At 44.2% G+C, this 20,823-nt stretch carries 23 protein-coding genes and 1 pseudogene; 15 read left to right on the top strand and 9 right to left on the bottom strand.

The window, feature by feature from the left end; genetic code table 11:
* Positions 1-4: 4 nt before the first annotated feature.
* The 5 genes from M8T91_RS13920 to M8T91_RS13900 are packed head-to-tail and all read right to left on the bottom strand — an operon-like array spanning position 5 to position 3,117.
* Complete coding sequence (locus tag M8T91_RS13920; protein ID WP_301414765.1) at positions 5-1,183, bottom strand: tyrosine-type recombinase/integrase; 1,179 nt, start codon at positions 1,181-1,183, stop codon at positions 5-7.
* A gap of 52 nt (positions 1,184-1,235) precedes the next feature.
* Positions 1,236-1,478 (bottom strand): hypothetical protein, encoded by a 243-nt coding sequence (locus M8T91_RS13915; RefSeq protein WP_301414764.1) that lies wholly within the window; start codon positions 1,476-1,478, stop codon positions 1,236-1,238.
* Complete coding sequence (locus tag M8T91_RS13910; protein ID WP_301414763.1) at positions 1,471-2,568, bottom strand: hypothetical protein; 1,098 nt, start codon at positions 2,566-2,568, stop codon at positions 1,471-1,473. Before M8T91_RS13910 ends, M8T91_RS13915 begins: the two co-directional genes overlap by 8 nt.
* Positions 2,569-2,606: 38 nt before the next feature.
* Positions 2,607-2,834, bottom strand: coding sequence for a hypothetical protein (locus tag M8T91_RS13905; RefSeq protein ID WP_301414762.1), 228 nt, complete (start codon positions 2,832-2,834; stop codon positions 2,607-2,609).
* 25 nt (positions 2,835-2,859) lie between these two features.
* Positions 2,860-3,117, bottom strand: coding sequence for a hypothetical protein (locus tag M8T91_RS13900; RefSeq protein ID WP_301414761.1), 258 nt, complete (start codon positions 3,115-3,117; stop codon positions 2,860-2,862).
* Between the two features lie 158 nt (positions 3,118-3,275).
* On the opposite strand from M8T91_RS13900, the gene M8T91_RS13895 reads away from it, so the two are divergent.
* Positions 3,276-3,689 carry a hypothetical protein gene (locus M8T91_RS13895; RefSeq protein ID WP_301414760.1) on the top strand — a complete coding sequence of 138 codons (414 nt, stop codon included), beginning with the start codon at positions 3,276-3,278 and terminating at the stop codon, positions 3,687-3,689.
* A 778-nt stretch (positions 3,690-4,467) separates the two neighbouring features.
* On the top strand, positions 4,468-5,253 hold the full coding sequence (locus tag M8T91_RS13890; protein WP_301414759.1) for a hypothetical protein: 786 nt from the start codon (positions 4,468-4,470) through the stop codon (positions 5,251-5,253).
* A gap of 353 nt (positions 5,254-5,606) precedes the next feature.
* Here M8T91_RS13890 and M8T91_RS13885 read toward each other — a convergent pair whose 3' ends face one another.
* Complete coding sequence (locus M8T91_RS13885; protein ID WP_301414758.1) at positions 5,607-5,858, bottom strand: hexameric tyrosine-coordinated heme protein; 252 nt, start codon at positions 5,856-5,858, stop codon at positions 5,607-5,609.
* A 612-nt stretch (positions 5,859-6,470) separates the two neighbouring features.
* On the opposite strand from M8T91_RS13885, the gene M8T91_RS13880 reads away from it, so the two are divergent.
* The 7 genes from M8T91_RS13880 (at position 6,471) to M8T91_RS13850 (ending at position 10,607) form a co-directional block, all read left to right on the top strand.
* Positions 6,471-7,034, top strand: coding sequence for a hypothetical protein (locus M8T91_RS13880; RefSeq protein WP_301414757.1), 564 nt, complete (start codon positions 6,471-6,473; stop codon positions 7,032-7,034).
* Positions 7,035-7,410: 376 nt separating this feature from the next.
* Entirely contained in the window at positions 7,411-7,764 is a 354-nt protein-coding gene (locus M8T91_RS13875) for a hypothetical protein (protein WP_301414756.1), read from the top strand.
* 64 nt (positions 7,765-7,828) lie between these two features.
* Complete coding sequence (locus M8T91_RS13870; protein WP_301414755.1) at positions 7,829-8,206, top strand: D-Ala-D-Ala carboxypeptidase family metallohydrolase; 378 nt, start codon at positions 7,829-7,831, stop codon at positions 8,204-8,206.
* 155 nt (positions 8,207-8,361) lie between these two features.
* Positions 8,362-9,084, top strand: coding sequence for a hypothetical protein (locus M8T91_RS13865; RefSeq protein ID WP_301414754.1), 723 nt, complete (start codon positions 8,362-8,364; stop codon positions 9,082-9,084).
* Between the two features lie 107 nt (positions 9,085-9,191).
* On the top strand, positions 9,192-9,476 hold the full coding sequence (locus M8T91_RS13860) for a YrhB domain-containing protein (protein WP_301414753.1): 285 nt from the start codon (positions 9,192-9,194) through the stop codon (positions 9,474-9,476).
* A gap of 249 nt (positions 9,477-9,725) precedes the next feature.
* Positions 9,726-10,097: a hypothetical protein gene (locus M8T91_RS13855; protein ID WP_301414752.1), complete on the top strand. Its 372-nt coding sequence runs from the start codon at positions 9,726-9,728 to the stop codon at positions 10,095-10,097.
* Between the two features lie 144 nt (positions 10,098-10,241).
* Complete coding sequence (locus M8T91_RS13850) at positions 10,242-10,607, top strand: hypothetical protein (RefSeq protein WP_301414751.1); 366 nt, start codon at positions 10,242-10,244, stop codon at positions 10,605-10,607.
* A 25-nt stretch (positions 10,608-10,632) separates the two neighbouring features.
* On the opposite strand, the pseudogene M8T91_RS13845 reads toward M8T91_RS13850, so the two are convergent.
* A pseudogene (locus M8T91_RS13845) lies at positions 10,633-11,402 on the bottom strand (IS3 family transposase); the annotation flags it as partial.
* A gap of 562 nt (positions 11,403-11,964) precedes the next feature.
* On the opposite strand from M8T91_RS13845, the gene M8T91_RS13840 reads away from it, so the two are divergent.
* The 4 genes from M8T91_RS13840 to M8T91_RS13825 all read left to right on the top strand — a co-directional run bounded on the left by M8T91_RS13840 (position 11,965) and on the right by M8T91_RS13825 (position 14,960).
* On the top strand, positions 11,965-13,083 hold the full coding sequence (locus M8T91_RS13840; RefSeq protein WP_301414750.1) for a hypothetical protein: 1,119 nt from the start codon (positions 11,965-11,967) through the stop codon (positions 13,081-13,083).
* Positions 13,084-13,274: 191 nt separating this feature from the next.
* Positions 13,275-13,499: a hypothetical protein gene (locus M8T91_RS13835; protein WP_301414749.1), complete on the top strand. Its 225-nt coding sequence runs from the start codon at positions 13,275-13,277 to the stop codon at positions 13,497-13,499.
* Between the two features lie 30 nt (positions 13,500-13,529).
* Complete coding sequence (locus tag M8T91_RS13830) at positions 13,530-13,661, top strand: hypothetical protein (RefSeq protein WP_301414748.1); 132 nt, start codon at positions 13,530-13,532, stop codon at positions 13,659-13,661.
* A gap of 639 nt (positions 13,662-14,300) precedes the next feature.
* The gene (locus M8T91_RS13825) at positions 14,301-14,960 is read left to right on the top strand and encodes a hypothetical protein (protein ID WP_301414747.1); all 660 of its coding nucleotides are present in this window, start codon (positions 14,301-14,303) and stop codon (positions 14,958-14,960) included.
* Between the two features lie 848 nt (positions 14,961-15,808).
* Here the strand turns inward: M8T91_RS13825 and M8T91_RS13820 are convergent.
* Together M8T91_RS13820 and M8T91_RS13815 are read right to left on the bottom strand one after the other, a co-directional pair.
* Positions 15,809-16,219, bottom strand: a complete 411-nt coding sequence (locus M8T91_RS13820; RefSeq protein WP_301414746.1) for a DUF6632 domain-containing protein — start codon at positions 16,217-16,219, stop codon at positions 15,809-15,811.
* A 94-nt stretch (positions 16,220-16,313) separates the two neighbouring features.
* Entirely contained in the window at positions 16,314-16,712 is a 399-nt protein-coding gene (locus M8T91_RS13815) for a DUF6632 domain-containing protein (RefSeq protein ID WP_301414745.1), read from the bottom strand.
* 1,036 nt (positions 16,713-17,748) lie between these two features.
* On the opposite strand from M8T91_RS13815, the gene M8T91_RS13810 reads away from it, so the two are divergent.
* Both M8T91_RS13810 and M8T91_RS13805 read left to right on the top strand, forming a co-directional pair.
* On the top strand, positions 17,749-18,726 hold the full coding sequence (locus tag M8T91_RS13810) for a 5'/3'-nucleotidase SurE (protein WP_301414744.1): 978 nt from the start codon (positions 17,749-17,751) through the stop codon (positions 18,724-18,726).
* Between the two features lie 1,148 nt (positions 18,727-19,874).
* The gene (locus tag M8T91_RS13805) at positions 19,875-20,765 is read left to right on the top strand and encodes an oxidoreductase (protein ID WP_301414743.1); all 891 of its coding nucleotides are present in this window, start codon (positions 19,875-19,877) and stop codon (positions 20,763-20,765) included.
* The last annotated feature ends 58 nt before the right edge of the window (positions 20,766-20,823 follow it).

Raw genomic sequence — 20,823 nt, 5'->3', positions numbered from 1 at the left:
CGTTTTAGAATTTTCCACCAATAATTTCTTCATTTAGATAGATCTCCACCTCTTTATAATCTATCCCATGTCCCGCTTGATAAGCCTGCGTGACACGTTCATCGGTGTGGGCCATCAATTGCTGCACTGACTTTACATCATACCCCATTCGCTTAAATCGGTCAGAAGCTAGGCTGCGCACTTCGTGGAAGCTGGGTGGTGTTTGGTTTTTGGGTAAACCGATATATAGACCAGTAGTGTTGCGGACTTCAGTAAACATATCGCTCAATCGGTCGGGGCTTATCTGGCAAACATGTTCTTTGGTCTTCCCTGTGCGACGTTGTTTTGGTATGTGGCTCAGCAGATAGGGACATCGGTAATTTTTCAGACCAAGACCCCTCGCGCGGCTGATCAGCTTACCAAGCTGCTGATGTATTTTGAGGTTAAAACTTAAATGGCTAGCGGCGATGCTGTCTCTCTGCGCTTCGGATTTATTGATGGTCTTGCGCAGGTGGTCGCCCTGCAGGTGCTTATCAAATCGTAGCTCGCAGATATCGGCACGCCGCATGGTGGTTAGCATGCTGATACCCATGGCGATCTTAAGTGCCTCATAGCCAAGCTCGCCAGCTTTTTCATAGATGGTCCAGTAGGCTTCCAAGGTGAGGCGTTGCCGCTTTTTTGTAGGCTTGCCTTTTTTTAGCAGGCGAGGACGATCATCTGCAATGGTAAATGGATTGCTCTCAATTTTGCACAATCCCTCTGCCATTAGGTAATTAAAAAATTTATTAAACTCAGCGCGACGTGAGTGCTGCTGGTGATAAGTAAGAGACTCCCACCATTTCCGTAAATCAGAAAGCATAGCTTTGTGTATCGGGATTGCTTCGAAATCCTTACTAAACCGTTTAAGGGCGTTACAGCGATTTCGCCAGCTGGCCTTGCTGGGTAGTCGCGGATCATTCTGCTCACGCCAGTCTATGTAGCGTGCGGCATGGTGAACGAAGCTTGCTCTATCTGGCACCTTAGCCAGCTTGCGGTTTAGGTTCTCTTCGCGATGGATATTGGCCTGCTCAGCCATACGCACGGCATCCTCAAGTGATGCCGAGAAAATTTTGTTAGAACCATCCGGGCGGCGGTAGCGCCAGTAATTCTCGCGCTGGCGTGGGTCCGGATAGAGGTTGTCCGGTAGAGGGATGTCCCCCATCATACGGGGCTTTCTGGGTCTGGCCATATCCTTTGTTCACTAATGTGGAGTGCTGTCAGCCTACCAACAGGTCAATACCGGTTCTTGGCCTGTTGTCGTTGGCACTAAGTTTCACAGGGGTTTGTCCTGTATGGTCCCGAATGGCGAACCTGTCGGCGTCCACATAGGGTTCCCCGGCGATGATCTGGCCGGGTATATGTTCGGCGGTGATCCATTCAATAATCTTGTCTCTACCGGGGCGAGAGCCTTTCTCGAACTGTTCCTTGGCCCAGGTTGTACCTCTAACCAGCTTACCCATTGGATAGCCCCCCATGGTTTACCAAGGCAAAGCCTTTGCTGTTGCGTGTTATTTTCCCCGCCTGTTCCAAGGCATCGAAAACGGGTTTGGCGGCTGGGTATCCACCGCGAATGCTCTTGATGATGTTGCGTAACACGGGTCGGGTGCCGAATTCGCCGGCGCAAATACGGTTGGCCAGCTCGATCTGTTCCTGGCTGAGACCAGCGTTTACAAACCGTTTAGGCTCCGTTGACAACTGTTTAACTGGCGTTGAAAACCGTTTAGGCCGTTTAGCTGACTGTTTACTAACCGTTAAAGATTCTTGAGTTTCCGTTGAAAACCGTTTATCGACTGTTGGCAGCTGTTTAGCGTCATTTAGCAACTGTTTAGGCTCTGTTGGCGACTGTTTAGCATCCGTTGAAAACCGTTTAGACCGTTTAGCTAAACGTTTACAAACCGTTGAGGCAGCGTTAAACGCTAGTAACGCCACCAGCCCTACTACATCTGTGATGATTGCCAGGGCGAGGAATCCGGCGTGCTGTAATCGCATGGGATCCACATTGAGCGTGCTGGCCAGGCTGTTAAATGCACTGTGAGTGCTGGCGTCTGGTTGGGCTGTGGATAGGCTTTCAATCAATTGGCTGCGCTGAGCTTCCAGGGCGCGCAACTGGGCGGTGGTATCAATGGCCCGCTGGCGATAGCCGTTGGCTGCGTCTGTGGCGATCAGTCCGTTGAGGCTGTTGATCTGCTCTTTAATACTGTTGAGCTGCTGTTCAAGCGCTTGGTATTCGAGGCTGCCCTGGGTACTGCGCTGCTGCTGTTCTTCATTGTGTGTGGCGAGAAATCCAACGGTGGCGACAATACTGATCACCACCAGTAATGGCCATAGCGCGAGGAGTACATGGCCACTGAGCTGTCCCTGGGAACGCAACCAAAGCCCCAGAGGCGCGAAAGAGAACTTGCACAGCTCCAGGGCAACGGCGGTAAGGCCGGCCACTACCTGGCTGCCGATAGTGCTGGGTATAGCGATCCACAGCTGCACAGTAAAGGCGAGGCTGGTGCCGCAGAAAATGAGAGCGGCGATGCCGGTGAGGGATTGCCAGAGTCTCACGCTAGACCTTTCCATTTGTTCATCGAGGCCACCCGCTTTTATTCGTTGTCGGCCTTACATTCCACCAACTTGCCATCGATGACTTTGTAAATAGTTGCAGCGTCGGTCTTTTTATCAAAGATTTGCACCCAATCTACAAAGGGGTCTTTGGCTATTTGCTCTGTCTTTTCCTTTGCTGCCTCCTCGGTTTCGAATGACTTCTGAAAATTTTTTATTCCGCCCATCTGTAAGTTATATGCGCCGCAAAAAAGTGCGTATCTTTTCATTAGGTTCTCCGGATTTTATTAATAGTTAAGAGTGGGGGTGTATTTGTACACCTTGGATTGTTATCTCTTTTGGCGCCCGCACTTCTTTCTTTGAGGCGCTGCCTGCATTTTTCTTTATAAGCTCAGAAACTACCGCTTTCTCAAGGTCGGCATATTTGCCAGGATATAAAGCCACTCTTGAAGGGAGGGTATTTTTACGGAGTTGAAATTCAGATATAAACCGCTGCACTTCACCTATTATCGCGGTGGCTTTTTTATTGAGTTGTAATGTTGAAACGTCCATGATTAATCCCTAAAAAGGGGCCCAGTACCTGCGGCCCAAGCAGTGGGGGTACAGCTGACTGAATGCGCCAGGGGCGCGGTGGAAATTCTTTATCTCCTGTTCTTTGCTGCGGCTTCACCGGCCAGGGCAAAGTACGCTGCGTTTGCGGAGACGGAGGAGTGAATTTTTCACCTGGGGAAAAGATGGTCAATGAAATCAGCATTCGCGAGCGCTTGTGGGAGTGGTCCAGGGCCTACCCTGAACAGGCAGGGGATTCGGTGAACTGGCTCCGTATGGCAGCATTTGGCCGAAGGATGCTATCAGGGCGCAGGGAGAGCCCGGACCCGATAGATTACGACAGGGCAGCCCTTACAGATACTGCAGTACTAGCTTACCTGAATGTGATTGCCAGACGCCAGGACAAGGAGAAGGCCGCGCTGGAGAGGAAGGTTTTTTGGTTGCGGTATTACTATCGGTGGGAAATGCAGAATGTGTGCAGGAAGGTTGGCCAAAGCAAAAGCTGGGTGATTAATATGTGCAAAGTCATTGAGGGAGCGGTGGAGGCCCTTTATTTGGCAGAGAATGCCGCATAACTGTATTTAAATACAGTTTTAGCTGTTGACAGTGTACACGTCTACACACTAATCTGAGCTAAGCTGTCGCGAAGTATGCGCAGCGGGACCATACCCCCCCTTTGAAAGTCCCATCTGGTTATCCGGCGGGGCTTTTTTATGTCCAAAATTCGACCGTTTGCTCCAAAGTGCCCCTATGGATGAAATCCTCAGATGCTTTGCAATAGCCAAGCGCTGGAATAGGTGGATTCTCTATAACGATTTCCAGTTAAAGCATGTAGTGGTACACCCTGATGATTTTGAGCTGATGGGGCTTCCAGTAAGGCCGTTGAGTCAAAATTGATTTAACATCGGCTACCACTGTTTGGCCAATTGCATCACTAAGTTAAGTACTTATTCCCGTGGAGTGACGTTGAACTGGTAAAGCTAGAAAGGTGATTTGATCTTGTGTTGATAGGTAGTTAGATATGGGTTCAATTCGAACGTATGTACTGAATTGATTTAGTTGTACTGGATTGTGCAGGGATGGAAAGCAAGTGCAGAGGTATCGTAATTATGGAAATCACTAGAATGCCACTTGGTATTATTCAATTAATTTCAAGTATTGACTATAAAAAATTTTTCTTCTGATGTTGTATTGGGTATGTTACGTTTGTATTTTGGATTGCAGAAAAGATAAGAAAAGGAGGTGAAACTGTAATTTATATTTCATAGATAAAAATTTATTGTTAACTTTAAGAAATATAAATTAGAAAATATTTATACTATTTTCAAGTTTTTAATAAGGGTGTATTTATTCATGAATAAATTATTTTCTGGATTGTTTGTTTTGTTGGTGGCTTCCTCCAATAGCTTTGCAGCCACTCCGTATTTGTACGACCATTGTAGCGTTCTTGGATTTGGTGGTGACTCATCCAATGTAAAAGGTGATAGGTATGTCTTAGTTGGATCTACCGAAACCTATAGACATGAAGGCAAGCTATTAAACGGCGCGGGAGGATTATTAGACGGAAGAACTGCATATTTTTCTAGTTTGGATGGCGATGCAGGATCAGATGAGTACAGTTACCAAGATTTTAAGCAGGTAGCGAAGAGAAATATTTACTTCCCAAATCGTGGATCAAATTATGTTCAAATAGATTATTCATTTAAAGATTCACTTTTATCAGGAAACATTATTTATGAAACGATATGTAAAAATATTAATGTTCAGTCCCCGCCGGCACTAAATATTGATATCACCAAAATACCCACCTATCGTGACGATGGTACGATTGGAAGTACTCTTGTACAATTAGCTGCGAATCCTTATATCGACCAGTATTCAAAGGCGAGAGTCCTGAACGCAAACCATACCATTAAATGGTATTGGCGTGGGAGCACGGCTGTTGATTGGAATCTTGGTGCAAGCAATGTTGACATTTTTTCTCGTTCCTTTGCGGGTGGGGTTACGTATTTTAAAGTGGTCCTAAGTGATGGTGTGTATGAAGATGTTGAGGAGTTTTACTTCCAAACCGCTGAACCTGCATCTGATGCCGACCCTTGCATCGCTAAACCTTATCTACCATTCTGTGATGATTTTTGAATATCGCTAGAATAGCGCCATTCAGATAAGCTTCAGAGGGTATTTAAAATTCTGTGTCAGCGGATTTTTGTAGGCTGATATTTTAGCGGCTTTGAGCGCGTATTTTTACCACCAAAATTAATCTTAAGCCCGCTCAGTGCGGGCTTTTTCGATTCTGGTAAGCCAGTGAAATTAGCGTTCGGGTGCTATATTCAGCTAAGCTGTCGCGAAGTATGCGCAACGGGACCATACCCCCCTTTGAAAGCCCCGTCTGGTTAAGCCGGCTGGGCTTTTTATTCTAGCTATTTTCTGGTTTGGGAGGGAAGCTTCTCTATTAAATGAAGAAACGTTGCAGTAGAGGGCAAGCTGCGTTATCACTTCCAGTAGTTGTTAGCTGCTGCAATGGTTTGAAATTCAATTGCTACAACCTGGCTTGCAGCTATTAGGCTGTCTGGGTCAGTTGCATATGTCTCACGACCAGCCACAAGCTTATCAAGGTCTGGCTGGATGTTATGGATCGTATGGCGAGCGATCATCATCGCTAAGGATCTTCCTTCTTCCGGGGTAGCAGTGATTAAACTCCCGCCAGGTATCATAGTTAACTCTTCTTCTGGCAAATGATTCATTGCACGCTCCTTAACTAGATGTACTTGAGGTTTCGACAAAAGAGTAGCATAGGAGACAGTATCTCTGTGACTACTATGCTTGGTGACCGAGTTTGACCAATGGGGCGAACCGCACGATAGAACTCGGGTCAGCCAGTTGACATTGTTTTGTATTACCGCGTGTGCGCTTCGAGATGTGAACAGAAGGCCCGTCAATCTAAATCATGCTCGCGAAATCCTGGGCTGCAATAAGACAAAGTGGAACCGGGAATGGGTGAGGATCTGGAAGCGATTTCAACGCCGCTGGATTCACCGCCTTCAAGGGCATTAGGCCCAGTGGCTAAACTCGTTGAAGATTATCAGGAGCGTTTCTTATCAGGGTGTTGACAACTTTTTCCTGAGAGGGTATAAAAATTCTAGCACGCCCTTTTTGCGCATTGCAGGCTAAGAACCCGCTTACTGACGGGTTTTTTATGTCTGCAGCTCAAGTAAATGTTCCTCGATGTGAATGGGTGGTGTGTTGATCTATGCAGAAGCCGCCGTATACTGCACATGGGCTAACGCCAGTAAGATTTGAATTGTGGCTTTATCAAGGGCGCATGCGAAGTGGTTTAATGTTTAGAGGAGCAAAACATGCCGCACAATACTGATTCTGCAAGAGGCATAAAGGAAATTGAACATCAACGTAGAGATAAAAACTTAATAGCGAGGTATAAAATTAATAATGCAGGGGCGGTAGCGGCTAGTACAGCGGTAACTGTACAGCATCTCCATAATGATTTATTCAATTTCTTAAAAGCAGGGAACAAACCACTGCTCTGGGTATATATTAAAGACGAACAAGCGCAAAATCTGGGTCCACTTCCATGCGAAATAGCATTTGGCTTTGATCGTCATTACGGTGAACAAAAAATTGGACATGGAGCCTTAAGTGTACGTGCTACTCTTGCAGGAGAGATACATTGGGAAACTTCACCTTTTGGTGCAAGTCATTGGGTAATAACGAACCAATCGGGTGCATGGGGTGCAATGGGAGGGATTGACGGAAAAACCGAAGAGCTTCAAGTTGTGGCGCGAATCATGAATGAACATTTATTTCCACATGTAGAAATAATAAGTAAGAAGGCTTACTCAAGACACGGATGGAAGCGTACTGTACAAGAACAATATAGTAAAATTTCCAATAGATATGGTTGATCAGCTTAGATTTCAAATACGGACTGTATGTATTGGCAGCGCATGTGTGTACTGATTAATCTAAGCTAAGCTGTCGCGAAGTATGTGCAGCGGGACCATACCCCCCTTTGAATGCCCCGTCTGGTTAATCCGGCGGGGCTTTTCTATGGCTATAATTTGGGCATGGACTATTCGTAATGTAATTGGGGGAGAGGCGTTGATTTTCTCCAAGGCCGCCGTATACTGCGATGTGTTAAAGAGTAGTGCGTGAAGGCCTTGCGCAGAGTCTGGACGCATATGCAAAGATAGTTAGATTAAAAGTAAAGAGATATGAAGAAGAAGTATGGTATTGGTGAGTATATGAAATTTTTCGTGATATTTTCTTAAGGATGGATTGATGAAATATATAGTTTCTGTTCTTTTTATGCTTGCTATAAATGTTCACGCAGCAGATATGAAAACTGTGTCGGGAACGATTAATAGCATTCAGTTTATGGGGGATGATCCATCTAGTTACAGTACTACTGGTAATGCTATTGCACTTATACACATGGATGCACTGCCTGTTTCATGCGATAATTCGAATGGTTTCCGTAGAGTTGCAATAACTTCAGATCATCCTGCATACAATTCTGTTGTAAGCGGTGCCCTTGCCTCTAAGGCTTCAGGTCAAACAGTACAATTGTATTACGTGGAAGAATGTACTTTGAGAAGCAGTGCATGGGATTTTGCAATACTATTTATTAAATAAATCCTAACGGAACATACCATTCCCAAGCCCGCCCAGTGCGGGCTTTTTCATATCTGGTAATCCCATGTTCAAGAACGCCTACTTCTCGAAAGCGGAGCTGTCCTGCCGTTGTTGCGGGAAACTCCATTTCTCGAATGACACGTTGCGCCGGTTGATCAAGGTCAGGGAGCGGTTCAACAAGCCGATGGTGATCACCTCCGGTTATCGCTGCCGGGACCACTGCGCCAGTATCGGCTTCACCATGACACACACTACCGGGCAGGCTGTGGATGTATCTGTAGCCCTAGGGTACGCCTATGAGCTGCTGGGTATCGCGCTGGAGGAAGGATTCACTGGCATTGGTGTAAAGCAGAAGGGCGCCCACAAGGGTCGGTTTTTGCATCTGGATGATCTTGAGTCCCTACCGGGTGAGCGTACCCGGCCTACTGTCTGGAGCTACTAGCCGCCTTTCTGAATTGTATAAAATTTGATCAATAGCCTGATTTGACGATTACCAACCTAGGAGAACCGCTGCAGAATTGCCTCCGAGACAGTATTCAGGATAATAGTGGTCACAGCGACCACTATATAAATGTTATGAGTAAGGAATAGAGAGAAATGGAAGATAACAAGTTCTTTAAGCTCGTATGGAGAATTAACGGGCTAATCATTTTGGGTGGTGCTACATTAATAGCTCTATTTGTTGTGTATAACATTGCCAAGGATTTCATTAGATCAAGCAATCGTCCTCAACCTGTAGTAGTCGAGAACTTAGCGTCTGACCCAGAAGATAAAGATAAGTGGGTAATCGGCAGCCCAATACATGTGACAGGTAATGACTTTATGCTATTACCACTTGTTTCCGAGAATAAAGAAGTAAAAATGCTGTCTGTGGCAAATTTTTCTAAGCCTTCTTATGACAAAAGATATTACGGTAACTTATCTAAGAACATTCTTTTCCTAGATAAAAAAGAGAATAAATCGTTTTGGTTATTTAAGGATACGAACCGTTTAATTCTTAATATAACGTTGTTTCCTGATCAATTTAACAATGTAGAGCCAACCAAAGCGATCTTTTATAATGTTGTTTCTAAGGACACGAATAAAGATAAGAAACTAACAAAAGAAGATGATTCATCTCTTTTCATGAGTACCCCCGAAGGAGAAAACTATCAGCTTATTTTAGAAGCATATGATAGGCTTATTTCTCGTGACATAGTTGGAGATAATCAGATTCTTTTAGTCTTCCAAAACAAAGGAAAGGCATTTTCTCGATTAATACAATTGTTACCTTATAAAATAATTAGCAGTGTTGAGTTACCCAAAGTAGAAAACTCATAACAAGTGCAGGCAACGGACAGCCAAAACTGTCACTTGTTTCGCCAAAGACCCGGAAAAACAACCGCCATTTTTGTCTGCCGCTGCTGCAGGCGTTATGTGTCACAACCATGAATAGAGAAGAAGCACAAAAGCTCGTCGAATCTGAGATTTCCCGGCTACAAAACCAATACGACCCAATAGAGTGTATCGTGCTAGAAGACGAAACTATCGAGAAAGATTGGGGCTGGGTGTTTTTTTATCAAAGTAAGGATTACCTGGAGTCAGGTGATTTCCGAGATATGCTTTGTGGCAATGCTCCATATATAGTAAATCGTCATACTGGCGCTCTTACTGAAACAGGCACAGCACACAATATCGAGCACTATATAAATGAGTATGAGGCGGCATTGTAGCCCAACACACAGCAAATAAGGATATGTTGTGCTTGCTGCAACATTTGATACTTAAATGAACAAACCGGCACCTGAGCCGGTTTTTTTACTTTGAAGAGAGTGTTCATATTTTGTACGATTGTGCCAAATCTATGTAACTAACCGTTTTTAATACTGATTATGGGTAAACGGCGCAGAATTGATTCCTGGACAGTAATCAGGATAATGCTGGTCATGGTGATCAGTATTTAAATGTTAAGGCTATAGATTATGTATCGAGCCGGTGAGGAAATCATCAATAAGGGGCTGAGCCCATTCACTCGCATACTGTTTGGCTTTGTATCAGGAATGTTTGGTCTTGTAATGATTATCTCTGCACCGCCAACCGATATGGCAATCCGCGTCTATGTCTTTGCTGGTGCTTGTTTAAGCATTTCATTTGCTTGTATGTTTACTGGTAGGGTTCGTCAATTTTTCGGTAGCTTAATTGGTCTTGGGTTATTTTCTGCATCAATGTGGTATCTTTTAACTCAGCTACTGCATGGTCCGTTACTCTCGAAACGCTCAGAGCAATCTGTTTTAAATGCAGTGTTATTTCTCGTTTTCTTCGGTGTTCCAGGTGTTTCCTATATTCAAGGTTAGATTTGGTTTTGTGCGTAAAAAGCCTTAACAAACGCAATCACGCGGACCGGTTTTAAGCTGCCTCCGCTTCGCTACATCAACTTAAAGCCGTCCGGTGCTGCGGGCGTTATTCCATGAAGTTAACCCAAAGGACTGTTTTTAAAAATGGACTTTATTTACTCAACGATCAGAAATCTAAACATACTTCAGACTATCCTCATCTGGTTTGGCCATTGGATTGGTAGATTCTTTGTGGTTTCAATATTTTTGTCTGCACTTGCAGCCATAGTCTATCAAGTAGTTTATGCAGTAGTAGGCATACAAATTTTTTCCGATGAAAGCTGGCCTTTGAAGTTAATCGGTTTATTCGATAAGAAAGCGGCATGGATTCCTGCTACTGCAATAGTTGCTACAACAGTAGCAATGGGGCATTTCAGGACCTTAGATCTAAATCTTGATAATGCTGCGGTAGAAAACGAAGAGCGTCGAAGGAGCCAGTCTAATGAGCAAGCGAAGCGCATAATCGGGTAAAGACGAGTTTCTAGCCCGCCCTCCCCACGCTATCGGAGTTCAGCTTTCGTTTCACCCGGATTGCCAGGCATTCTTGGGAGTACTCGTCCAAGATGTTCAGCATTCGGAATGCTTTCCCATCGCTAGTCCGATGGTGAACAAAGTCATACGACCAGACATGGTTCGGATACTCCGGACGCAGTCGAACACACGACCCGTCATTTAGCCAGAGCCGTCCCCTCTTTGGTTGTTTCATTGGAACCTTCAGCCCCTCACGCCGCCACAGTCGTTCCACGCGCTTGTTGTTCACTTGCCAGCCCGCATCTCTCAGTAAAACTGCAATCCGGCGATAGCCGTATCGACCATACTGTCGCGCAAGTTCGACCATGTCAGCAACCAAACGGTTTTCGTCGGAACGACCAACAGGCAGGCGCCTTTGTGTGGATCGATGCTGCCCCAAAACACGGTACGCCCGACGCTCAGAAATGTGAAATCAACTTCATAGGTGGTCAATACAAGCACGGCGACGTGAAGGGCTCAGAAGTTTCCCTTGGCAGCCTCTGACAAAACCAACTTGTCCAGCGTGAGATCCGATACTGCTCGGCGCAACCGCTCATTCTCTTTTTGTAGTCGCTTGAGTTCCTTCAGTTGGTCGCTTCCCATCCCACCATACTGCTTACGCCAGCGATAGAACGTCTGTTCAGTTATTTGCATCTGGCGTATCGCATCCAAACGCGACATTCCCTGACCGCAGAGCACCTCAATCTGGCGCAACTTCGTGACAATTTCTTTCGGCTTATGATGTTTGATTCCCATGTTTAGTCCTCCGTCTCCTAATTATATGGGTGGACCACTTCAAGGGGGGAGGACCAACCAGGGCCAGCGCAACCACAGCCACAGCTACGGCAAGGGCAGGGAGATCAAGCCACACGATGCTCCGGCTGTTCACCTTTGTTTTCGCTGCCACGCTAAGGCTGATAACAGTGGTCTGGGCACCAGTCAAGAGGCCCAGAGCAGGTGCTTTCATTTGCTGATCATCGCTACTCAAATTAATTTATTTTTAGAGGGGCGTATCACAGGACGAGATTATGTTCAAGCTTTCCTGCTGAAGCTGTGCAGCAATGCGTCAGTGTTTAAGGAGTGTGGCGAGGATGAAACTGCACTTCAGAGCGATTGCATCGGGTCATCGTGTCCCTGGCAATTGTCTTTTGTGGGCTCGCTCATCAGGCCTGTAGAAGGTGTTGCGCTGGCATTCGTCTGGAGGCATATCGCCAATTCAGGAGATTCTAGTAGAATACTTAGGAGCAAGCGTAATAGGTGATTTAAATTTCCTATACCCTCAATTCATTATGCAGTCAAACACTAAGGAAGGGACCTTATGATTAAGCAATTATTACTAATTGCGGTATTGGCATTGTTAGCGCTTCAGGTTTCTGCGGAAACGCGTTTTTCTATTCGTGTACCTACGGGCAGTGGCAATACCGATTCAATACTGAACGGTGAAAACACTGGCATTGCTGGCGATATCGCATTTGCTAAGTTTGCCCAGTTAGAGCAGGATGTTGCACAGGAATTGCGTAACGCATTGCTGAGCATTAACGGTGTTGAGTGGGTAGATTTTGTACACGTTGATGCTTCCGATTTCACAGCCACAGTGACAGGCTTAAGTGACGGCAGTGCGACCTTGACGGTGGAGGGTATTAATATCAGTACCGAGTTAAAGGTCGACGGCCCAGTGCCGATTATTTGCGGTTCGGTTAATGTCAGTGTAGATGTACGCCAGATTAAAGTAGTGGGTGAATATAGCTTTGGTTCCATTGTGGATGGCAGTCTTTCGAGTTTGACGGTGGATTACCCAGAGCCTGATGTGGATGCCGATTGTTCAGGTATCGGTGGAATTATTGGCAATATTTTATCGATATTCGTTTCTGAAGAAGATTTAGTACGCGATGTCATTGCCAACGAAGTGGCAGATCTCCAAGCCTTGGCCATCGGCCAAAATTTACCTGGTTTAATGGAGTTGTTCATGGTACCGGCCATTAACGATGTGATGGATCGTGTAGAAATTCGCTCGGGTTTCGATATCGATGGTTTTTTGGGTAACTTCTTAGGTAATGTCATTACCGGTTTGAATCTACGGATTCAAATGCTGCGCAATCACCGTGGCCCAAATCGTAATGATATTATCATCAGCGGTTTCCAAACCGCACCGCACGTTACCTTTAGTAGTAGTGGTTCTGCCGATGCCATTAGCAGCCGTGCACTCATCACTTTTAGCGCACCGGGTGCCGATGAGTTTTTAGTGTATCTTGATGGTACCTTAATCGGTACTTATACTGAAACTAGCGCCACCGTGACTGCCGATTTCTTCCCGAACTCACGTTTGTCGGTGGTGGCCGAGAATGACCTCTTCAGTGTTCCTTCATTCGCTACACGTCATCGTATCGTGCGTGATAGTTGTAGCAGTGGTGGGCGTTGTGCTTGGCGTGAGGACTAATAACTTAGCCAAAACCAAGCAAATAACAACAGGAGGCCGTATGGCTGTCGGTTCCTTGTCACTGACCAGGCGGCGCTTATTAATAAATATTTACGAGAAATAATCTCAAAACTACACGAGACTATGCCTATGTCTTCCGGCTGAACAAAAGTGGCAATATCAGCGGGCTGTTGTTCAGCTGGAAATATTATGTGTATTGCGATGATCACGTCCTCAATAAAGGAACCATTACCTATAAGGCTATCACCAACTTTCCGGTGCTTGCTGGCCACACCTGGCGCTGTTCGGTCGGCACCATCAGAACCCCTGTCAATGATGGTGGCAACACTGAGCCGGACGTTTCCTGGAGCGTGGACACTGGCATGTGGCTTACAGAAAAGCTGCAGGCGGATCACTGCAAAGCGGGGGGCGCATAATGGAATGTCCGCCAGATTGGAAGCATACTGGTGTCGGCCATAGCGGACAACAGGATAGATGCCCTGGTGCACCAGGTAGAGGTGACCGACGAGCGTGTCTACAGGATGCTGAATCTGATTGTGGCTATGCGGACCTGGGAGTCCAATCCTGGCGAGACCTGAATACTGCAGCAACGTCCACTGAATCAAGCCAACTGAGGACTGAGCAAACTTCACAAGCAGCACGAGTGTATTCTGACAAAGGACATTCCAAGCAAGGTAAAGCGGCTAGAATTGGATGTGATTCGAATGAAGATCAATACAGTGGCTGCCAAAGTTTCAAAAAATCTGAGATGGCTTTTTGATAATACAATCCTACCAGTTAGATGAGCAGGTGAAGACAAGCTCGCAACTGATTACCGCTTGTGGATACGCAAGGATTAAGTAAACCCTCCCTTTAGAAATACTTCACGTTTCTGGTAAAAATATTCCAATTAGATTTGACATTGTAAATGTTAAACTGATGGGTTTTTAAAAAATCGCAAAAGGTTTTGGATATACCCAATTATTTTTATTACTTTGATCCTTCCCCCTAAATTAACCTCATGATCTCAATGAGAGTTTTAAATTAAGAGATGGATTCATTTAATTAACAGAAATTTATTAAAAGAATTGGTGCCAATATTTTGTATCTTTCGACATAATTTCTGTACGTTTCAGCATTACTTAGTCCTGCGATCTGATATCTTAGCGAAGTGCCAGTTATGGTAATTACATCCTGAGAAATATTCCTTACTACTAAATGCAATATGGATTATAGCTATGCTGTTAAAAAAATTAGAGAAAATTGGTATCATATCAGTATTTTTACTGATGGCTTTGATTTCTCCGCAAATCCTGGCGGATGATAGGCTTACCACATTCGAACGATTACAGTCAGGAGAATACATACGGTCTCCGAATGGTATATACAAGTTAGAAATGCAATGGGATGGAAACCTCGTACTTTCCGACGATATTGTTAAGATGCAACTTTGGTCTACTGGAACTGCAGGTCATCCGAAACTAAAGGATGGTAATGGATTTGCAGAAATGTTTGGCCAGGGTGCATTTGGGTTGAGGAGTGAATTGGATACTGATATTAATATCCACTGGAGCTCTCAATCGTGGGGAAATCCGGGAGCTCACCTTAGGGTTCAAGATGATGGCAACATGGTTGTTTACAATGTAAGTGGACAAGCCGTTTGGGTATCAGATACATATCAAGGGGATTGTCGTTATGAGGAGATGGTAACTTATGGTGGGAGTAGCTATTTTTGTCGATTTTTCACTGGATGCGTTACTAGTGTTTTTGTTCCCGAAAGTACATCTTCATTTTACATAACATCCGCGTTTAATTCTTGCACCAATATGTTTGAGAGTTGCAGCGTGGATGTTCTTCTTCCAAATCCCCCAAGATTAGTAAGAATTTGCGAAAATTAATAACTATCGTAAGAAATTGATATTTAATATGTCCTTATTGTAACTCTTGCTAAGTTATGCTTAACTGTAAATAAATATAGTTTCAACAAGACATCAGTTTGATCGACATTTTAAAGCAGTATCGTACAGAAGAGTAGTGCTTCGAGGCAGTTTATCTCTGGCGGTGGCCGGAAGGCTTCCGCTGCTCTCATTTTGTCCACAACCAGTACTATCGGAAAGTGCTTCCAGGACATTTTCCAGGGCCGACACCGGTTAATATGCACAGAGTCACTCACAGTGAAAGATAACGCTTGAGTGGGCCGATGGAGAATTGTACTTTGCTGCTAACAATAATTTTATCCCTTGAAAAAGCAAAATTTTTTTGAAAACTGCATTGACTTTATATATTGTTTATTTTATTTAACTACGCGCATAATATCCAAATTCATTTTTGTTTCGCGAAAAATCAGGACAAAAATTTCTTTCATTCCAATCACAGGCAGATATGATCAAACCGATATGCATGCCAGGATTTGATATATAATTGCCCTATATTTTTTTATAGCGCTTCAACATTTCTAAAGAATTGGAAGGTAGGCTTCCAGCAGATTTCCTGCCAGTGCTTCTGGCGATGTACTTTTTTGCAGTAAGGGTATTGATTATCGTTTTTAATATAATATATCGACATGAATTTCATGTAAAATATATTATGGTATTCAGAGCACATAGCCATCTTAAAGATAATTTCAATCTCATACCTTTGATTGCGAGCTTGTTTAATGTATAATTCAACTTATTGATTCAAGGTTGCTGCCCCAAATAAATGAAATTTCCAGATTCTTTGCAGCAGCCAGACATCGTATATCGGTTTATCTAACACCGTAGAGTATTTTCTTTAGTCTCCGAATGTTTTTGGGTATAAAATACCAGAGAATTCCGGCAATTAAATACTGCACGGGAATATTTCCGAACAGGTTTTCTTCCCCGCTTCGATCAACTGCGACCATCAAAAGCATTATGGTTGCATATACCAAGTTCAACCAAATTGTGAACCAGATTAGATTGATATATTTAAGAGGGTATTTAGAGCCGATAACTAGGAATACACCCAGGGTTGCGAATGCACCAGCAATGATCCGCTCATATTCAGGCTGTCTCGGTGTCCACCCCCAGCCCGAGGGCCATATCCATGTCATAAGCGGGTAAATGGCAAAGATGAAAAATACCCCTATAAGTCTCATAGCAATAATGAGGTTTTTGACACGGCTGATGTCGTCCATATTTTTCTCCAGAGTGGAAGTCGTTTTTAAGGTGTTTTGGCCACAGTCAAAAAATAAAAACAATCTAATGCCACCCCTCCCTAGAGTAAAAGTATTAGTAAGCCAATAATGAGTGATTTTTATTCCTGGGTAGCAGATACCAGAGAACCCATGCAATGAAATACTGCACCGGAATATTACCGATCAAATTGGCTATTTCGGCGCGATCAGCTAGCACGGTCAACAACACAATGGTCGCATATACGAGATTCAACCAAATGGTAAGCCAGATCAGATCAATGTTAGCAGTGGGATTTCTTGCGGCAAGAATCAGGAATATACCCAAAATCGCAAAGAACACTGCAATAATCTGTTCGTGTTCAGGCTGCGGCGGTGTCAAACCCCATCCCGCAGGCCATATCCACGCCATCATCGGATACATGGCAAAGATAAATATCATTCCTATAGTAATCAGGGCAATGGGAAGATACTTGGCGCGAGTAATGTCATTCATATTTGTCTCCGATTTACGGACCGCTAATGACGTTATCTGTAGAAAAAACTGTATTCTGTCATAGATATAGAGGCTTATCGCCTAATTCATTTCTGAACTCCGTCCAATGCAGCCTTTTCGTTTCTGGTAACCCAATGTTCGATAAGGAATACATCACGGAAGGGGAATTTCCTGCCAGTGTTGCGGGAAGAGCCATTTCTCAAACCACACGTTGCGCCGGTTGATCACGATCAAGGAGTAGTTCAACAAGCTGGTAGTGATCAACTCCGGTTACCGCTATGCAACCCACTATGCCAGTATCGGTTCCACCATGACACACACTACGGGCAAGCTGTGGATGTTCCTGTGGCCCTGGTGTGTGCCTATGAGTTGCTGAGCACTGTATTGGAGGAGTGAAAATCCGTACAAACGATTCTAACTTATTGCTTTGCATGGGCTTTACTTCTTGTATCGGGTCTTTGGTTTTCACCATTTCAATGATACCTGTTCTGAAGGACATCACTATAAGAATGGCGTAAGAAACGTCACTAAAGAGAGAAAAACCAAAACGTGGGAAGTATATAAATCGTAAAGATATCCGAAGTTTTTGGTTTGTAAAATTGATACATAATTCATTTCAGGATTTTTCAGGGCACACTATATTAGCTGGCGAATAGCAGTACTGGATATTGACGTAAAATCGATCATTGGTATTGAAAGCAATTACACTGTGCGTGCATACTGACTGTACTATGGCAAGATCCATAACCGGAATCCATAGCCAAGCTCTATAAAGCGCTGGGAAGTTGCTTCCAACGGTATAGATATTTCTTATATGAAACCGCTTTATGGTGAAGGGGCTATGGGGGGTTCAAGGTATTTCTATCTACTTGTACGGAGTCTCTGGGCTTACTTTGGTCAACAATATTTTTTTGATAGGATTATACCATTAGACTTGGTCTTTCTGCCAAAACACCTGTTTACGAAGTTTTTGCCTGATTACTACTAAATGTCTGTTATATGTAACTTTAGTGGCAATAAAAGAGAGATGATCACAATGAATAAACTCATTCAATTAACTGCCATTGTAATGGTAGTAATGACTGTGTCCACTGGTTCAAACTCTGTTGGACATACACTACCGGAACCGTTGAATATTTTATTAGTAAATGATGATGGCTTTACCTCAGAAAATACCAGTGCATTATATGACTTGCTTACCGAGCAGGGACATAATGTCATTGTCAGCCTTCCAGCTCAAAATCAAAGCGGCAAATCTTCCAGTATTGCTTTGCTGCGCCCAATTTTACCGGTTTTTGACGATACGGGAACACCTATCATGCCTCCTATTGGATCAAGAGATGACGATCCTCATTATACTTTTGTTAATGGTACGCCCGTGATGGCTATGCTGCGTGGTATCGATATACTTGCACCGATCTTCTTTGGTGCTAAGCCCGACATTGTTATTTCAGGGCCCAATAAGGGAAATAATCTGGGGGTATTTACGGTAAACAGTGGTACGGTAGGTGCAGCCATTGCCGCTGCCCAGCGCGGGATTCCTGCCATTGCAGTCAGCGCTAGTCATGACGATGGTGAAGGGGAAGTGGAAAAAATTGCTATTCTTACAAACAAGGTACTGGCAGCTGTACAAGACTATGGAAAAGAACCTTTATTACCCATCGGTATGGCATTAAATGTGAACTTTCCTTCACTGAAAAATGTGGATATTAACGATATTGAGTTTGCAGCTACGGTCGTGGGAAATACAGCACCATTTGTCCTATCGTTTTATGATGACTTGGCAAACAGTCCCATTGCTCAGGAAGCAGCGGGCGGTGCACTTGATGGATTTGCTGGTTTATCTGTGGATGTCCCCAGTGTCATTGATATGCCAGCGGAAGAGGATGATGATGCTGAAACGTTATTACATCAACAAGGCTTCGTGACCACCTCAGCCATACAACCGACTTATGCGGCGGGACGTACCGAAAAACTGATTGTGCGCCGTATTTTGTCTCACGGATTGGATTAAAACACTGTTTGAAAATTTAAAAAGAATGGAACAAGTAGCGATATTGTCAGTCTGTCAAGCTAGCCAATCTATCGACAAAGCCTACACCTTGTTATGTTGAGTGGATCCCTTTTGATGACTTAGCCAGCTGAAAAGTAGCTTACTCTTGAGTATTCGAAAATATGGAAATAAGCTATAGAAGGATACGCAGTTATTTGGAGAGTGAGCAGGCGAGTCGCAATAGATAGGTATGTGTTTTGCACCTTAAGTTTGCAGAGTAAAAACATAATGGGCTACGCGGTCTGAGCGGCGTAGCCATCACGATCACGAATTTCCATTTTCTGACCTAGACAATGCTGATCTTCCACCGGCTTGGCACAAGAGCCTTTGCTTTGTGTCTCCGCGAAGTAAACCGGGTGCCCTGGCTAGGTATCGTTCTATTGAATAATTACTTGCCGGGTTACTAAAATTGTATTGTTCGTGTTCCTATTGCATAGTGCTGGTGTTTAACAACTGTCAATAACGACATGGCAGTAGAGAGTGCTGGAATAGCCGCTCCCAGAGCTGAGTGATGAATTTTCAGCATTTCAATGTGTACCCGTAATAGGTTTTCTGCAGCCGACCCCTGAGCGTCTGCACAGGTAGAAAAGAGAAACCCAGACGATTTACGATCTGCCGTGTTGCAGTCAAAGTCCTGTACCTATATGTCATGTCGATCCTTTTAAGCACTTTGACAGAGCCGTTAGGCTCACCTTTTATCTATTTCCTAGGGTTTATAACTTCATCGTTTACACTGGAGGTTGCTATGAGCAAAGAAATGGATGGTAGAGATCTTGAACTGCAATTCAAAATCTGTACTGTAAGTTTGTGCTTACGCAGATTCAGCGACTTTGCATTTCAGGAGTATAAACCAGCTGATGTGTGCTTGTTATCTCTGCTGGGCGCCTGACCATATAAACCGGGCACTGAGTCAGTTTTTTGCATGCGTAAAGTGATTCCATCTTATATGATTGCAATTTCTCATAAAATTAATTGATTCAATGAAATTTTGCAAAATTGATGAAAAATGACTTCTGCGGCAGTAAGTAGGATAATAGTAGTCATGGCGATTACTATCTTAATATTATACGAAATATGCATATGATATGTTTATCAAAGGAGACTCAATTGTGAGTTGGTCTTTATCAGATATGCCGGATATGTCCGGTAAAGAGGTTATTGTCACGGGCGGCAATGTTGGCCTTGGATTCAAAAGTAGTCTTGAAATGGCGCGAAAAGGGGCCAGTGTTACCATTGCTTGCCGTAGTGAAGTGAAAGGAAAAATTGCTGTAGATAGGATCCTGAAAACTGTTGGTGAGGGGAATGTTCAGGTTTTACCCCTGGATCTCACTGACCTGGCATCAATTAAAGCGTTCTCAGAGGAGTTTTCCTCAAGTCGAAAATCACTTGATATCGTTCTGGCTAACGCCGGTGTCGTCAACCTGGAAAAGCATCAAACAGTTTGGGGTGGACACGAAGCTCATATGGCTACAAATCACTACGGACATTTTGCCTTAGTAGGTCGTCTGTGGCCTCTGCTACTTTCAACTGATGGTTCTAGAGTTGTTGTGGTATCAAGTCTGGCCTACAAGCAAGGAGTTATTGATTTTGACGATTTGACCTGGGATAAACGCCCTTATAACCGCATGAAATGTTATGGAGATAGCAAGCTCGCAAATCTTTTGTTTGTCAATTCTTTTAACCGCCTTTCAACGAAAAATAATACATCGGTGATAGCTGTTGCTGCCCATCCTGGGCTAACCGCAACAGAGTGTCAGCAATCTATCGGTATTGGTGGAAAGTTGGCAAAATGGATAGCCTCGCCAGTGGAACGGGGTTGCTTGCCACAGTTGCTAGCGAGTTCAGCTAGCATGGTGAAAGCCGGAGATTTTTATGGACCAAAATTTGGCTTGATAGGCAGTCCGAAGCAGTTAAAACTCGACAGGAAAGCTCTGGACGAATCGGTCGCAGATAGACTTTGGGATGTGTCCGAAAAAATCACGCAAGTTTCATATAATTAGGTGCTGTATTACTGGGCAGAGAAATCTTACCCCAGTAATCTGGGGCTCGCCCCTGTCC

Source organism: Microbulbifer sp. MI-G (assembly GCF_030440425.1).
GTDB lineage: Bacteria > Pseudomonadota > Gammaproteobacteria > Pseudomonadales > Cellvibrionaceae > Microbulbifer > Microbulbifer spongiae.
Note: the sequence above shows the minus strand (reverse complement) of the source record. Positions and strands in the feature narration are given on the sequence as shown.

Excerpts from the sequence above, each read along its gene's own strand:
- M8T91_RS13850 (WP_301414751.1), top strand. The coding sequence starts at position 10,242 with ATGGACTTTATTTACTCAACGATCAGAAATCTAAACATACTTCAGACT.
- M8T91_RS13810 (WP_301414744.1), top strand. The coding sequence starts at position 17,749 with ATGAATAAACTCATTCAATTAACTGCCATTGTAATGGTAGTAATGACT.
- M8T91_RS13870 (WP_301414755.1), top strand. The coding sequence starts at position 7,829 with ATGTTCAAGAACGCCTACTTCTCGAAAGCGGAGCTGTCCTGCCGTTGT.
- M8T91_RS13860 (WP_301414753.1), top strand. The coding sequence starts at position 9,192 with ATGAATAGAGAAGAAGCACAAAAGCTCGTCGAATCTGAGATTTCCCGG.
- M8T91_RS13905 (WP_301414762.1), bottom strand. The coding sequence starts at position 2,834 with ATGAAAAGATACGCACTTTTTTGCGGCGCATATAACTTACAGATGGGC.
- M8T91_RS13915 (WP_301414764.1), bottom strand. The coding sequence starts at position 1,478 with ATGGGTAAGCTGGTTAGAGGTACAACCTGGGCCAAGGAACAGTTCGAG.
- M8T91_RS13855 (WP_301414752.1), top strand. The coding sequence starts at position 9,726 with ATGTATCGAGCCGGTGAGGAAATCATCAATAAGGGGCTGAGCCCATTC.
- M8T91_RS13815 (WP_301414745.1), bottom strand. The coding sequence starts at position 16,712 with ATGAATGACATTACTCGCGCCAAGTATCTTCCCATTGCCCTGATTACT.
- M8T91_RS13900 (WP_301414761.1), bottom strand. The coding sequence starts at position 3,117 with ATGGACGTTTCAACATTACAACTCAATAAAAAAGCCACCGCGATAATA.
- M8T91_RS13825 (WP_301414747.1), top strand. The coding sequence starts at position 14,301 with ATGCTGTTAAAAAAATTAGAGAAAATTGGTATCATATCAGTATTTTTA.
- M8T91_RS13920 (WP_301414765.1), bottom strand. The coding sequence starts at position 1,183 with ATGATGGGGGACATCCCTCTACCGGACAACCTCTATCCGGACCCACGC.
- M8T91_RS13890 (WP_301414759.1), top strand. The coding sequence starts at position 4,468 with ATGAATAAATTATTTTCTGGATTGTTTGTTTTGTTGGTGGCTTCCTCC.
- M8T91_RS13875 (WP_301414756.1), top strand. The coding sequence starts at position 7,411 with ATGAAATATATAGTTTCTGTTCTTTTTATGCTTGCTATAAATGTTCAC.
- M8T91_RS13880 (WP_301414757.1), top strand. The coding sequence starts at position 6,471 with ATGCCGCACAATACTGATTCTGCAAGAGGCATAAAGGAAATTGAACAT.
- M8T91_RS13820 (WP_301414746.1), bottom strand. The coding sequence starts at position 16,219 with ATGGACGACATCAGCCGTGTCAAAAACCTCATTATTGCTATGAGACTT.
- M8T91_RS13865 (WP_301414754.1), top strand. The coding sequence starts at position 8,362 with ATGGAAGATAACAAGTTCTTTAAGCTCGTATGGAGAATTAACGGGCTA.
- M8T91_RS13885 (WP_301414758.1), bottom strand. The coding sequence starts at position 5,858 with ATGAATCATTTGCCAGAAGAAGAGTTAACTATGATACCTGGCGGGAGT.
- M8T91_RS13840 (WP_301414750.1), top strand. The coding sequence starts at position 11,965 with ATGATTAAGCAATTATTACTAATTGCGGTATTGGCATTGTTAGCGCTT.